At 67.4% G+C, this 13,872-nt stretch carries 13 protein-coding genes; 11 read left to right on the plus strand and 2 right to left on the minus strand.

From position 1 onward, the window contains the following. Window positions 1-146: 146 nt before the first annotated feature. Together M5D76_RS03985 and M5D76_RS03990 are read left to right on the plus strand one after the other, a co-directional pair. Window positions 147-824, plus strand: a complete 678-nt coding sequence (locus M5D76_RS03985) for an outer membrane protein assembly factor BamD (RefSeq protein ID WP_248922088.1) — start codon at window positions 147-149, stop codon at window positions 822-824. 414 nt (window positions 825-1,238) lie between these two features. Then, entirely contained in the window at window positions 1,239-1,727 is a 489-nt protein-coding gene (locus M5D76_RS03990; protein WP_248922089.1) for an SPASM domain-containing protein, read from the plus strand. Window positions 1,728-1,852: 125 nt separating this feature from the next. On the opposite strand, the gene M5D76_RS03995 is transcribed toward M5D76_RS03990, so the two are convergent. Then, window positions 1,853-2,491: a CatB-related O-acetyltransferase gene (locus M5D76_RS03995; protein WP_248922090.1), complete on the minus strand. Its 639-nt coding sequence runs from the start codon at window positions 2,489-2,491 to the stop codon at window positions 1,853-1,855. 393 nt (window positions 2,492-2,884) lie between these two features. After that, entirely contained in the window at window positions 2,885-3,358 is a 474-nt protein-coding gene (locus M5D76_RS04000) for a class I SAM-dependent methyltransferase (RefSeq protein ID WP_248922091.1), read from the minus strand. 51 nt (window positions 3,359-3,409) lie between these two features. On the opposite strand from M5D76_RS04000, the gene M5D76_RS04005 reads away from it, so the two are divergent. The 9 genes from M5D76_RS04005 to M5D76_RS04045 all read left to right on the plus strand — a co-directional run bounded on the left by M5D76_RS04005 (window position 3,410) and on the right by M5D76_RS04045 (window position 13,782). Beyond that, window positions 3,410-3,769, plus strand: coding sequence for a 3-hydroxyisobutyrate dehydrogenase (locus M5D76_RS04005; protein ID WP_248922092.1), 360 nt, complete (start codon window positions 3,410-3,412; stop codon window positions 3,767-3,769). 66 nt (window positions 3,770-3,835) lie between these two features. Further along, on the plus strand, window positions 3,836-5,074 hold the full coding sequence (locus M5D76_RS04010; RefSeq protein ID WP_248922093.1) for a carcinine hydrolase/isopenicillin-N N-acyltransferase family protein: 1,239 nt from the start codon (window positions 3,836-3,838) through the stop codon (window positions 5,072-5,074). Next, entirely contained in the window at window positions 5,071-6,036 is a 966-nt protein-coding gene (locus M5D76_RS04015; RefSeq protein WP_248922094.1) for a rubredoxin, read from the plus strand. Before M5D76_RS04010 ends, M5D76_RS04015 begins: the two co-directional genes overlap by 4 nt. 8 nt (window positions 6,037-6,044) lie before the next feature. Next, the gene (locus M5D76_RS04020; RefSeq protein ID WP_248922095.1) at window positions 6,045-6,608 is read left to right on the plus strand and encodes a cyclophilin-like fold protein; all 564 of its coding nucleotides are present in this window, start codon (window positions 6,045-6,047) and stop codon (window positions 6,606-6,608) included. Window positions 6,609-6,653: 45 nt separating this feature from the next. Beyond that, window positions 6,654-7,259: a DapH/DapD/GlmU-related protein gene (locus M5D76_RS04025; protein ID WP_248922096.1), complete on the plus strand. Its 606-nt coding sequence runs from the start codon at window positions 6,654-6,656 to the stop codon at window positions 7,257-7,259. A 119-nt stretch (window positions 7,260-7,378) separates the two neighbouring features. Further along, entirely contained in the window at window positions 7,379-10,237 is a 2,859-nt protein-coding gene (locus tag M5D76_RS04030; RefSeq protein WP_248922097.1) for a SpoIIE family protein phosphatase, read from the plus strand. A gap of 102 nt (window positions 10,238-10,339) precedes the next feature. After that, complete coding sequence (locus M5D76_RS04035; RefSeq protein ID WP_248922098.1) at window positions 10,340-11,713, plus strand: radical SAM/SPASM domain-containing protein; 1,374 nt, start codon at window positions 10,340-10,342, stop codon at window positions 11,711-11,713. Between the two features lie 12 nt (window positions 11,714-11,725). Further along, entirely contained in the window at window positions 11,726-12,751 is a 1,026-nt protein-coding gene (locus M5D76_RS04040) for a hypothetical protein (protein ID WP_248922099.1), read from the plus strand. 2 nt (window positions 12,752-12,753) lie between these two features. After that, the gene (locus tag M5D76_RS04045) at window positions 12,754-13,782 is read left to right on the plus strand and encodes a hypothetical protein (protein WP_248922100.1); all 1,029 of its coding nucleotides are present in this window, start codon (window positions 12,754-12,756) and stop codon (window positions 13,780-13,782) included. Window positions 13,783-13,872 lie beyond the last annotated feature (90 nt).

Genomic DNA, 13,872 nt, shown 5'->3' on the forward strand with positions numbered 1-13,872 from the left:
GACGGACGAGGCTCTTCTCGCCCGCGTGCGCCATGGCGCCTTTCCTCTACGCGAACGGCCGTTGGTTCGGTTCGCAAATCGGCTCCGAGCCGCCCGCAGGTAAAATGAAAGCATCGGTTCGCAAGCGTTTGGGAGGGGTGGGACCTATGCGGAAATCCCTGGTAAGCGTTTTGTCGTGCTGCGCGCTCATGTTGGCGTTGGGCCTTGCCGGCTGCGGTGGCAACGCCTCGCCCTCGACTCTTGCGCAATCCGGTGGCGACAAGCCGGCCGACACCAGCGTCGAAGACGCCGCGAAGGCCGAGTACGACCGCGCGAGCGCCCTGTTCGGCGAGGGCAAGTTCTACAGTGCGAAGCAGGCCTTCGAGAAGAGCGCCTACGGCGACTGGGAGCAGCGCGCCGCCGCATGCGTGCAGGTCATGCCCGAGACTGGCGAGCTCTTCCACGACCCCGACATGGCCAGCGACAGCATGATCCTCGAATTCGTCGTCAACGAGGAGGACGCCAACAAGGGCTGCTACATCTCGGTATTCACCAAGGACAACAAGCTGGCCGAGACCCTGTTCATCAAGGGAGGCGGCACCGTCCAGACGTGGCTGCCGGGCGGCGAGTACTCCGTGAAGGATTCCATCGGAACCGAGTGGTACGGGGAGAACGAGCAGTTCGGTCCCAACGGCTATTACGAGACGATGGTCTTCGACGAGGTCGAGGGGGCTCCCAACCTGACCGTGCTCGAAGACGGCTACCAGTACACGGTCACGATCAACGGCACGCGCGGCGTGGGTCAGACCGTCGGCTCCACGGAGGGAAGCTGGGACAACCGCTAGCGGTCGCTGGCGTGACCAGGCTGCGCTCGACGAGCATCACGCGTCCCCCCCATGATGGCGTGCATCACCCGGCTCCGCGACGAGCACGACCCCCACATGCGCGTGGAGCGGTTTGCCGACCCGGAGGAAGATGACCAAGACAGGTGCCTCATCAGGGAATAGGGGACGACTGTCGGCGCCCCACCGCCGCGCATGCCGACGTGAACCCTGCCGAGGCCTTCGATGTCGGAGGCCTCGCTGCCGACGTCATGTATGCCGTTTGGCATTTGCGAAGGGGCGCGTTGCGCGACACGAGCGCCTGGCGCGCGTATCGACAGAACCAGGCAGGCGACATGTCTTCTTTTAGTAAAGGCATGAACAGTGGCCGCAACGGCCTTTTGGCTAGTTGCCGCACGTGAGGGGCTTGGTGCCCATATGCCACTTACCCATCCCAAGGTTTACTGCCTTCTTGTCGCGAACATATTCAAGCCCGTCAAGTTCGCGGGCCCGGCCCGCCCGGGCGTGCGGCACTGCTGCAACTGCACCCACACCATGGTCGCGGTGACCTCCGACGGCGAGGTCATGCCCTGCAGCCAGATGTCGGGCTTCTTCCTGAAGGACCAGATCAGCCTGGGCAACGTGCGCGAGACGCCGCTGGCGGAGCTGCTCGGTGACGGCGCGTACACGAGGACGGCGAACATGACCGTGGGGGACCTCGCCGGCAGCGCGTGCGCGACGTGTGAGCACCTCGACTACTGCGGCGGGGGATGCCGCGCCCTGGGCCTGCTCTTCTCGGGCAGGCGCGACCTCTCGGGCCTCACCTGCAGGGACGTCACCAAGTGCCGCTACTTCGAGGGTGGCTGGTACGAGAAGATCGTGCGGTCCCTGCCCGGGTGGACGAACCTGAGCCAGATCGGGTCCTAGCCGCCCTGGGCCCTCGGCGACCCCTCGGTGGATCCGTCGCCGGCGTCGGAGGTCACATTGAATTCTTGCGGCTGCTGGCGTGTGCCCTGGTTACCTTGGCCCTTCTCGCGTTTCTCGGCTGATGGTTAGAGCTGTGCTTCCAGCCCGCTCTTCACCTTCTCCAAATCACTGCATGTGAGGAGCGGGATGAGGGCGTTTATCTCCACGATCTTCTTATCCCACCATTTGAACTCCAGGAGCAGGTCGATTAACTCGTCGTCAAAACGTTTGCGTAGGATCTTGGCGGGGTTGCCGGCGACGATGGTATAGGGTTCGACGTCTTTCCCCACCACGCTGTTGGCACCGATAATCGCGCCGTCGCCGATGTGAACGCCTGGCAGGATGACCGCGTTCTGTCCGATCCAGACATCGTTACCGATGACCGTATCGCCTTTGAGAGGAAGGTCTTCTGGTGACGGAGGGTCCATCTCCCAACCTTCCAGCGTGTAGAACGGGAACGTGGAGACCGCGTTCATCTGGTGGTTCGCGCCGTTCATCACGAACTCGACACCTGCGGCTATCTGGCAAAACTTCCCGATGATGAGCTTGTCCCCGTTCCACTCGTAGTGGTGCGTGACGTGGCTCTCGAACTCGGAGTCCGCGATGTAGGTGAAGTCTCCAACGATGATGTTCGGTCTCGTGATGGTCGGCTTCACATAGATCTCGTTCTCGTAGCCGGCTATGGGGTGAACGGTGTTCGGGTTCGGCATCTTCCCATTCTTCATCTGGCACACCTCGTCAGATCCGATTGCAGTTTGTTCTTCTCGGCATTTTAAGTGACGGGGCTTTTTGTGACATACGCGGACACTTCACCTGACCTTACCGGCTGGACTATCGGAGGTGACGCATGTGCACGAACGGGCTTGATGAGTATTGGGTGCCGGAGAATGTGAAGGACTATCTGTGCAAGCTCGGGTTTGTCCTTCTCCTGGACGACATGGAACCGTGGGTCCGTAGTAGGCAATTAGGATGTTTGGATGCGCTCAATTGGGCAACCGTGCAAGCTTGCTGGTAGTCGCGATGAAACGATTCGGCAAACCCCGGCCCGAAAACGCCATCGCAGGCGAGAAGATCGTGCGGTCCCTGCCCGGTTGGACGAACCTGAGCCAGATCGAGGCCTAGGCCCTGGGCGTCGCTGGTTTGCGCGCGACCAGGTGCAGCCGGAATCGCCTCTGCGCCTCGAGCCTCTCGCACGAGAGGCCCGACCCCTCGCAGAGCGTGCGGACCTCGTCGAGCGTATACGCGCGCACGTCGCCGTGGCCGACGAGGTTCGCCAGGGGCATCTCTATGTGGTTCATGAGCCACACAATGGGCGCCGCGGTCGTGTAGTCGCGCAGGACCAGCCTGCCACCGGGACGCAGCACGCGCGAGGCCTCGCCAAAGAACGCCCGTGAGTTCGGATAGTGGTGGAAGCTGTTTGCGCAGATGATCGCATCGAAGCTCGCATCGTCGAACGGCAGGTCCTCGGCGTCGCCCACGACGAAGCGCGCGTTCCCGATCCCCTTCGCGTCCGCCACCTCCACCATCCGCGGCGTCAGGTCCAGCCCCGTGTAGCGCCTGCCGAAGGGATGGTCCCCGCCGCGCGGGCGCATGCGACAATGACCCCACGCGTGTGTGACGGAGCGTTTTCGAAGGGGGATTCCATGGACAAGGAACTGCTCGACTACACGACCGAGAAGGTCGACGTGCTGCTTGGCGCGCCGTCAAGCTCCAAGACGACCCTGGCCGCGTGCCAGGCGTGGAAGGACGCGATCGCGGCCGGCGCCGACGCCGACCAGGCGACGACCAAGCTGCTCGACGCCCTCGACGGGCACCACACCACCATCGACGAGGTCCTCGTCTTCGCCCGCGGCGCCGCGAAGCAGATGCTCGGCGAGGACGTTGCCGCCGACATGGAGGCGCACGCCCTTAAGCGCAAGAAGGAGGGTGCCAAGTACTGCGACTGCCTCGCCTGCCTCACCGCGCAGGAGCTCCTCGCCAGGCACGGCCGCCCCGTGCTCTGATCCGCGACGCCGGCGCGCCGCCAGGCACGACCGGGTCGTTCGCCCGCAAAGCGAGAGGGGATGACCATGGGGCTACCTGTTTCGCTTCGAGTCGCGTCGCCGCTGCGCGGTCTAGCCGCGTGCGCCCTCGCTTGCATGCTCGCGCTGTCGGGTTGCGCGCAGGCGCCCTCGGCGCCTTCGGCCGAGAAGAGCCAGGGCGCGTACGCCGAGGCCGGCTCCTGGAGTCCGCGAGCCGGCGAGCCCGCGCGCCTCGACGACGACGGCTATCTGTACTACCTCGACTACGCGAAGGACTACTACTCCGAGGAGGTCCTGCGCAAGCTCGACGAGTCCGGTGCGACGAGGCCGTCCTGCTCGGCCTTCTTCACGCACACCCTCGAGGGCGAGCCGCTCACGTGCCGCAACTTCGACGAGCCGCATCGCGTGTCTGCCGAGGACCGCACGATCACCGGGCTCAACGTGGTTCTGCACTGTGCGCCTGCGGGCAAGTACGAGTCCATAGGCGCCGCCGACGCGGTCTACTGCGACACCAAAAACCCGCTGCTCAAGCGCGGCGGACCCGACGTCGAGGGGTTCAGCGCAGACCTCCTCGACACGATTCCCTACCAGTGCATGGACGCCATGAACGAGAGGGGGCTGGCCGTCTCGGTCCTCATGGTCGACATACGGGAGGGGGAGGAGGGCGCGCGCATGGCCGCCGGCTCGTCGATCATGCTGCGCCGCCTCGTCGACAACTGCGCTGACGTCGCCGAGGCCATCGACTACGCGAGGACGTCCGACCTCACGCCGGCCGACTGGCAGAGCTGTCACCTCTTCGTGACGGACGCCGCCGGCAGAAGCGTCGTCCTCGAGAGCCGCAACGGCGAGCTGTCGACCGTCGAGACCGACGTGGTCACCAACTTCTACGTCGGGAGCGACGACATCGCCGACTCGTATTACAAGGGAAGGCTTCGCGAAGAGGCCGTCAGGCTGGTCGACGAGGGCGGCGCCCAGCGCTACCGGTTCGGCTACGGCCACGGCTACCATCGCTTCGTGACGCTGGCGAGCCAGCTCGAGATGCACCGCGACACGACCTCGGAGACGTACCGGACGCGCATGTCCGAGGCCGAGGCCCTCGTCATGCTCCAGAGCGTCGCGCAGAACGAGCGGACGGAGGCCGTGGGAACGTCGTTCACCCAGTTCAGCTCCATGTATCGAAACGCCGCCCGTACGCTCGAGGTCTGGTCGTTCCAACAGTGGCAGACGTCGTACGCATTCGACGTGCACGGCGAGAGGATTCAAAACGAGAGGGGAGATTCATCATGAAGGTGCTTCCGGTTATCTTTCGCACGGACGGGTTCATGACGCAGCCGTTCGCCTTTGGCGGCGAGGAGGGGCCCGAGGCCTTCGACGCCTCGGTGCGCTATCGCTCGGGCCTGCAGAACTACCTCATCGACACCGGCGACGAGGTCATCCTCGTGGACACGGGCCTTCCCGCGGGGACGCCCGAGGAGTCGCCCGACGAGACGACCATGATCTACACGGGGCATGACAGGATGGGCTACCTCGAGGCACTTGCGGATTTGGGCTACGCTCCCGAGCAGGTGGGCAAGGTCCTTCTCACCCACAAGCACGGCGACCACTCCGGCGAGCTCGCGAGCTTCCCCAACGCGCGCATCTACGTGAACGAGAACGAGGTGGGTGCCGACGAGCTGCGGGGCCTGGGCAACGTCGAGCCTGTGGCGTTCACGGACGGCGCGTACAAGAACTTCCCGGAGAGCCAGCGCATCGCCGACGGCGTCTGGTACCTGCGTGCGGAGGGCCACACGCGCGGCAACGCGATCGTAGTGGTGGAGGACGCTGACGAGGGGCTCTTCTACATGATCCACGGCGACGTCACCTACACTGACGAGGCGCTCTACGAGAACAAGCTCTCGGTGGTGTTCGAGGACGCGGCCGCCGCGCGCGAGACACTCGACCGCGTGCGCGCCTTCGTCGCGTCCAACCCCACGGTCTACCTCTCGACGCACACGCCGCTGGGCGTGGAGAACCTCGAGGCGAAGCGCGTGGTCGACCTGGAGATGCCGCCCGAGACCATCCCGGTGGGGGAGGTCACCTTCAAGACGCGCTCGGGCAAGTACGTCTGCTCGGTCTGCGGCTACGTGTACGACCCGGCCGTCGGCGACGAGGCCGCGGGCATCGCGCCCGGCACGCCGTTCGAGGAGCTGCCCGACGACTGGAGGTGTCCGCGCTGCAAGCAGCCCAAGGACGTCTTCAACGCGGCGTAGGGGGCTGCATGGACGTGACGCGCTCAGGGACGGCCGCCCGCGCGACTGCGGCGGCCGTCGCTTCGGCCGCGCTCGCGCTGGCGGTCCTGGCGGGCGTCGGCCTTGGCGGGTGCTCCTCTCGGCAGGGTGGCTCTCCTGCTGCAGGCGCTTCGCAGGCCGAGAAGAGCGAGGCCTCGGGGCAGGGACAGGGCCAGGGGGCCGTGACTGACGCCGCGGCCGCGACGATCGCGCTCGACGTGGCGGGACGTCGCCTCACGGTCGCGACCGCGGACACGGCGGCCGCCTCGGCGCTTGCAGAGAGGTTGCGCGAGGGGCCCGTCACGCTGAGCCTTCGCTCGTACGGCGGCTTCGAGCGCGTGGGCGCGCTCCCGTGGGCGCTTCCCGCAAGCGACGAGCAGCTGAGGGCCGAGCCGGGCGACGTCATGCTCTACCAGGGCAACCAGGTCTGCGTGTTCACGGGTTCCAACAGCTGGGCATACACGCGACTCGGGCACGTCGAGGGCGTCTCGGCCGACGAGCTCGCGCAGGCGCTCGGCGACGCAGATGTGGAGATGACGCTGCGCGTGCCCTAGGCGTCGCGCGGGCGAGAGGGACGGGACGACCGATTGGGGAATCGCATGGCAAGGGGCAACTACGAGGACTCGCGCGAGATGACCGACGACGAGATCGAGCGCTTCGTGGCGTACATGAACAGCGGGCGCGAGGTCGAGGGCGGATCTGAGATGCACCGTCTCATGACGGCCGCCTCCGAGCGCGCGATGCGCATCACCTCGCGCATGAACGCGAGCTTCGAGAGCCTCTCGGACGTGCGCCGGCAGCTCGAGGAGCTCTGGAGGTGCGAGCTGCCCGAGGGCGTGGGGCTGTTCCCGCCGTTCACGACCGACTGCGGGCTCAACACCCACGTGGGGGCCGGCGTGTTCATCAACGCGGGTTGCCGCTTCCAGGACCAGGGTGGCATCTACATCGGCGAGCGCGCTCTTATCGGCCACAACGCCGTGATCGCGACGCTCAACCACAACATGGACCCGGTCAGGAGGGCGAACCTTCTGCCCGCGCCCGTTCGCATCGGCGACGACGCGTGGCTCGGCGCGAACGTGACGGTGCTGCCCGGCGTCACCATCGGGAACGGCGCGGTGGTCGCCGCGGGTGCCGTCGTTTCGAGGGACGTCGAGGAGAACACCGTCGTGGGCGGCGTCCCGGCGCGCCTCCTGCGGCGCCTCTAGCCGTCCTGGGGCCGCCTGCGCCGCGAGCAGCCCAATCCACGCATCTCGCAGCATATCCTGTAGGTGCGAAGCCGTGCCTTTGGGATAATACACACCACCTAACGGTTGGAATGTAAGGGGTGATCCACGTGCTACCCTCCGGGCAACTCGGCATCATCTTGCAGTTTGCGTTCGCGACCCTCCTGCCTGTCGTCGCGAGCTCGCTTCTGACCCTCGCGTTCAAGAAGACGGGCCTCTCCAAGATGGGCTTCTGGCAGAAGCAGGTCCTCTGCGGCCTCATCTTCGGCATGATCGCCATCTTCGGCAACGAGTTCGGCATCAAGACCGCGGACGCCACGATGAACGTGCGTGATGCCGCGCCGCTCGTGGCGGGCCTCTACTTCGGCGGCCCCGCGGGCATCATGGCGGGCATCATCGGCGGCGTCGAGCGCTGGTTCTCCGTCCTGTGGGGCGGCGGCATGTACACGCGCGTGGCGTGCAGCGTGGCGACGATCGCCATCGGCTTCTACGCAGCCCTGCTCGACAAGTTCCTCTTCCAGGACCGCAAGCCCACCTGGCCGCTCGCGCTGGCCATCGGCATGGTCGCCGAGGTGCTGCACCTGCTGCTCGTCTTCCTCACGAACCTCAACGACGCCTCCCACGCGTTCTTGGTCGTCCAGGCCTGCTCGGTTCCCATGATCAGCTGCAACGGCATCTCGGTGGCGCTCTCCAGCGCCGCGATGACGCTCATGAACGGGCGCAAGCTCATGAACCCCCACAGCACGCGCGAGATCTCTCAGGTCATTCAGGTCGGCATGCTCGGCGTCGTCGCGGTCGGCTTCTGCATTACCGTCGGCTTCATGTTCGCGCTGCAGCAGAGCACGATGACCGCGTCGGCCACCTCGACCCTCAAGCGATCGCTCGACGAGGTCAAGGCCGACATCCGCGACGCCTCCGACGCCAACCTGCTTCAGAGGACGTGGGAGATCTCCAAGGACGTCCCGTCCGTCGCGGACGCGGCCAACATTGACCTCGCCGCGGTCGCGCGCGAGCACAACGTGAGCGACATCTACGTCGTAGACAACACGGCCCGGATCGTAGCCAGCAACAACCCGACCTACATCGGCTTCGACATGCGCTCTGGCGAGCAGTCTTCCGCCTTCCTGGATCTCCTTCCCGCGGGACGCTCTATCCAGTACGTGCAGGACTACCGCCCCATGTCCGCCGACGGCAACGAGTGGCGCAAGTTCGCCGGCGTCCGCATCCAGGGCGGCTTCATCCAGGGCGGCTATGACGGCGGCCAGTTCCTCAACGACATCGTGGCGCAGGTGTGCCTGGCCGTCGCGAACCGCCACGTCGGCCAGGACGGCCTCGTCATCGTCATGAAGGAGGACGGCGAGTTCGTGGGTACCCGCAAGGACGTCTCGCTCTTCTCCGCCGAGAAGAGCCCACTTGTGGGGGACGTGAAGTCGAACGGGACCGACACCCTCTTCCAGACGAGCCTCTACGGCGTCGACTACTTCGCCTACCAGGAGGACGTCGAGGGCCTGCGTGCCATCGCTCTTCTCCCCGTGGCCGAGGCGGTCCAGACGCGCGACCTTGCCGTCCTCGTCATCTCGTTCATGGAGGTGCTCGTGTTCGCGGCACTGTTCGCGGCCATCTTCATCCTCATCCGCCACGTCGTGGTCAACAGCATCTGGCAGGTCAACGGGACGCTCGAGGAGATCACGTCGGGTGACCTCGAGGCCAAGGTCGACGTGAGGCACAGCTCCGAGTTCTCGTCGCTCTCCGACGACATCAACCGCACCGTCGCCGCCCTGCGCGACGCCATCGCGGCCGAGGGCAAGCGCATCGAGCGCGACCTCGCGACGGCCAAGGCGATCCAGTCGTCGGCGCTGCCGAGGACCTTCCCGCCCTTCCCCGACGTGGAGGCCTTCGACATCTACGCCTCGATGAACGCGGCGCGCGAGGTCGGCGGCGACTTCTACGACTTCTATCTCATCGACGACCACACGCTCGGCTTCCTCATCGCCGACGTGAGCGGCAAGGGCATCCCCGCCTCGCTGTACATGATGACGGCCAAGACCGAGCTTGCGAACTACATGAAGCGCGGCATCGACCTCGCCGAGGCGGTCGCGAGCGCCAACCGCAACCTCTGCGCCGGAAACGACGCGACCATGTTCGTCACGGCGTGGTGCGGCACGCTCGACTACAACACCGGCGAGCTGACCTACGTCAACGCGGGCCACAACCCGCCGCTCCTGCGACATGGCGGAGAGTGGACGTGGCTCAAGGAGAAGAACGGCCCCATCCTCGGCCTGTTCGAGCAGTCCAAGTACACCTCCTCGACCATCACGATCGAGCCGACCGACGAGCTGCTCCTCTACACCGACGGCGTCAACGAGGCCTTCGACCCCGACGGCGAGGAGTTCGGCAACGCGCGCCTCGAGGAGTTTCTCCAGCGCAACAGCGCCTCGCACCCGCGCATGCTCGTCGACCTGCTTCAGGCAGAGCTTCGCCGGTGGGCCAACGGCGCCGAGCAGTCTGACGACATCACCATGCTCTGCCTCGAGTACGGCGTCCCGCCCGAGGTGACGGGTCTGCTGACGGTGCGCGCCACGACCGAAGGGTCGGAGCAGGTCAGGCGCCGCATGGACCTCGACCTCTCGAAGTTCCAGTGCCCGCCGCAGGTGCGCCGCCAGATCGAGCTCATCGTCGAGGAGCTGTTCGTCAACGTGTGCGAGCATGGTTACGACCAGCAGGACGAGCCCGGCGACGTGCAGGTCTCCTACGTGTACAACGCGAAGCCCGACTCCATCGTGGTGTGCCTCGCTGACTGGGGCAGGCCGTTCGACCCGCTCAAGTACGAGCCCTCCGTCCCCGGGGACGGCAACCTCCTCACGGGCATGGGCGTAAAGCTCGCGCTCGAGAACATGGATGACGCCGCCTATCTCCGCGACGGTGACCGAAACGTCATCGCGTTCCTCAAGAATTGGTGATGACCGCAGCGTACTGTGCATACAGTCGGGTGCGGGCCGTGCGTTCGCGCCCTGTCCGCACCATGCGATATGGTCTGGAGTAGACGAGGGAAGGCGCAGGCAGTGGGAGAGAACGAGCAGGGCCATGGCCGCACCGCGGCCCAGGCGGGATGGCATGCGTCCAGGTACAACCTCATGGCGAGGGTGCCCGGCAGCAAGAACGTCGCGATAGCGAACCTCTTCAGGGGCACATGCGCCGAGTACACGCCCATCGAGCTCTACCTGCTGTCCGTGCTCGACGAGATCGACGAGCGCCACCCCATCATCGACAGGCTCTCTCGTCGCGGCGTCGTCGTGAACTTCGACGAGCTCGCCGCCGTCGAGACGCTCGGCCGCGCTGCATGCGCCGCCCCGGGCATCGTCTCGCTCACGATCTGTCCCACGATGGGCTGCAACTTCGACTGCCCGTACTGCTTCGAGAACCACCGCGCCGGCAAGATGAGCCGGGAGGTGCAGGACGACGTCGTGGCGCTCGCCGAGCGCATGCTCGAGGCCTCCGGCGTTCGCCGGCTTGCCGTCACCTGGTTCGGCGGCGAGCCGCTGCTGTTCCCCGACGTCATCGAGTCGCTTTCCGAGCGCCTGATGGCCCTCGCGGAGGAGAGGGGCTGCACCTACAAGGCCGGCATCATCACCAACGGCTACCTGCTCGACCAGGGCGTCGTCGACATGCTCGCGAAGGCCAAGGTCGACACCGCGCAGGTGACCATCGACGGACTCGGGCCCACCCACGACGCGACGCGGCGCCTCGCGGGCGGCGGCGGGACCTTCGAGCGCATCACCTCCAACCTCCGCGGCCTCAAGATCCCGTTCAGGGTCACCATCAGGCACAACGTCCACGAGGACAACCGTGCCGAGATGGACGGGCTCGAGGCCCTGGTCAAGCGCATGGCCGAGGAGTCGGGCAACCGGCTCGACTACTACCCCGCGCCCGTGAGCGGCTCCGAGGCGGCGGACGTCCGCGGCGAGCAGGTCGGGCTCCTGTGCGACTCGTCCGCAAACGAGGTCGGCGTCCGTCAGGAGGCGAGGCGCTTTGTGCGTGGCAGGGGATCCTTCTGTGGCGCCTGCATGCTCTGGAGCGTCGGCGTTGACGACAAGGGCAACCTCTACAAGTGCTGGGAGTCCGTCGACAAGGTCGAGGACTCGTTCGGCCACGCGCGAGACTGGGACCCCAAGGACCCGATCGCCTCCGCCTCGCGCGCTGACAACCTGACCAAGTACCTCAACCTCGCGGCGCCGCTGCCCGACGACGAGTGCCGCGCGTGCGTATGGCTGCCGCACTGCGCGGGCGGCTGCCCCAACCGGCGGCTCGCGGGGTCGCGCCCCTGCGTCGCCTACCGTGACGACCCCGAGTCGTTCGTCCTCGCGCTTCACGCGCGCATCGGCGAGAAGGGCGACGCCGCCTGCGGCAGCAAGCGTAGCCTCTTGCCCGACGAGTAGGGGGTGGATCGCGTGGACCGCACGTTCGTCTTCGAGATCCTGTGCGCGCTCCTTGCCGCCGACGGGCGCCAGGAGTCGCTCTTCGGCGAGCGCACGCCGGCCGTGGGCGAGGCCTTCGCGCGCAGCCTCGTGGGTGCGGGTTTTCCCGAGCTCTGGTTCGAGCTGCCGCTTGCGGGCGAGCCCTGGCTCGACCTCCATGCGCTCGTCTCGCACGACGACGCGCGCGCCGCGGCCGATGCCGCCGGCACGCGCCGCCTCGCCTTCGCGAACCTCTCCGACGCCTACGACCGCGCCCTCGCGTGGTTCGCCTCCCAGGACGCCCGCGACGTGCGCCAGCTCGCGCTCAGCTTCGACACCTCGGCCGGCGACGTCGACACCCCGGCCGTGCAGCTCCTCGTGAGCCGCCCCGACTCCTCCGTCGCGGCGGGATTCCTCGAGGCGGCGGGCCAGGGCGGCCTCGCCGAAGCCCACCGCGCGTTCACGGGTCGCATGCCCGCGGGCTGGTTCGCCTGCTACGAGGGCTGCTTCCCCCGTCGTCACGCAGCCGAGAAGAGCGCGTGGGTCCGGGTCGAGTGCATCGTCGGGGACGCGGCCCAGTCCGCGTACGCGGCAGGGGAGGGCGCCCTTCGCGACGACCTCGCCCGGCTTGGCATGGCGGGCCTGCCCGACGACGCATATGCGACCGTCTCGAGACTCGCGCGCTCGCCCTTTCCGCTCGAGCTGCAGTTCGACGTCGGCGAGGGAGGGCGGCCCCTGCCGCGCCTCTCGGCCAGCGTGCGCTTCCAGCCGGACGACTGGGCCCAGCCGGCGCGCCGCGCCGAGATCGCGCGCCTCGCCGGCTGGGTCGAGGGCATGGGCCTTTCCGACGCGCGCTGGCGCGACCTCGCCGGCTGCGCCTTCGCCAAGCGCCTCGCCCACGGTGACGCCGCCGTCACCCTCTCGTGCCTGCCCGCCTTTGTGAAGCTCCGCTGGCGCGCGGGCCTGCCCGCCGACGCAAAGGCCTACCTGCTCGCGCGCATCGAGACCGAGGGGGCGTGACCATGCTCGCGCCCGACTTCACGCAGTCGTTCCAGACGCTGCTTTTGGTCGCCGCCGACGACGGGCGGCGCGACGCCCTGTTCGGCGACTCCTTCGAGCGAGCCTGGGAGGCCGTGCCCCCGTTTCTGGTGGGGCGTCGGTTTCCCGACGTCTACCTCGAGCACCCGCTCGCGGGCGACCCCTTCCTCGACGTGACGCTGCTCCTCGCGGATGTTGAGGCCAACACGCGCATCGACTCGCCGGCCGCCGGAGAGCACGCAAAGCTCCTCGACTGGTACGCCTCGATCGACCGGGCCGGGGGCAGTGTCAACCTCGGCTTCGAGCTCGATACGAGCGCGGAGTCCCTGCCCGAGGCGGCCGTCCACTTCCAGCCGCGCGCGCACCTCGAGTACGTCCGCCCCTTCTGCGAGGCGGCCGGAGAGCCCGGCCGCGCTGACCTCTACCTCTACCTCGCGGCTCGCATGCCGAGGGCCTGGCCCCTCTCGTTCTTCGGGATGTTTCGCGGCAGGCCCGCATCGCCGCTGCGCGTCTGCGGCTACCTCTCCCTGGAGGAGAAGCTCGCCTGCGCGGCCGACGCCGCGCGTCTGGCCGCGGCCTTCGACCGCATCGGGTTTGCCGCCTACGACGGGGCCATGCTCGAGCAGGTCACGGCCCTCCTCGCGGCCGCGCCGCCGTCCGTGGACTTCCAGTTCGACGTGTATCCCGACGGCGGCATCGGCGACACCTTCGCCATCGACGCGAGCTTCGGCGTCGAGCGCCCCTCCGCCGTGCTCGAGAGCTTCTCCTCCGGCGTCGGCGCGCGCACGATGGGCCTCCTCGAGTCGTGGGGCGCCGCCGACGCGCGCTGGCGCGACGCTGCCCGCGCGGCCTTCGCGCGCGCCATCGACGTCGAGGGCGCAGGCGGCGCGCCCGGCCGGCTCGCCCTCACGGTCATGCCGCAGTGGGTCAAGGTGCGCTGGCGCGCGGGCGAGCTCCAGCCCGCCAAGCTCTATCACAGCGCCGGCGCCACGCTCCTCTCGCCCCGCTCCTGACCCGTCGGTCGCGTCCGCCCGCGGAGCCTGTGCGCCGCCGCCTCGTAGCGGGTCGTACTATGGGACTCATCCAAGTGGTTTTCGCGCCCG

It is taken from the genome of Olsenella intestinalis (genome assembly GCF_023276655.1).
GTDB lineage: Bacteria > Actinomycetota > Coriobacteriia > Coriobacteriales > Atopobiaceae > Olsenella_J > Olsenella_J intestinalis.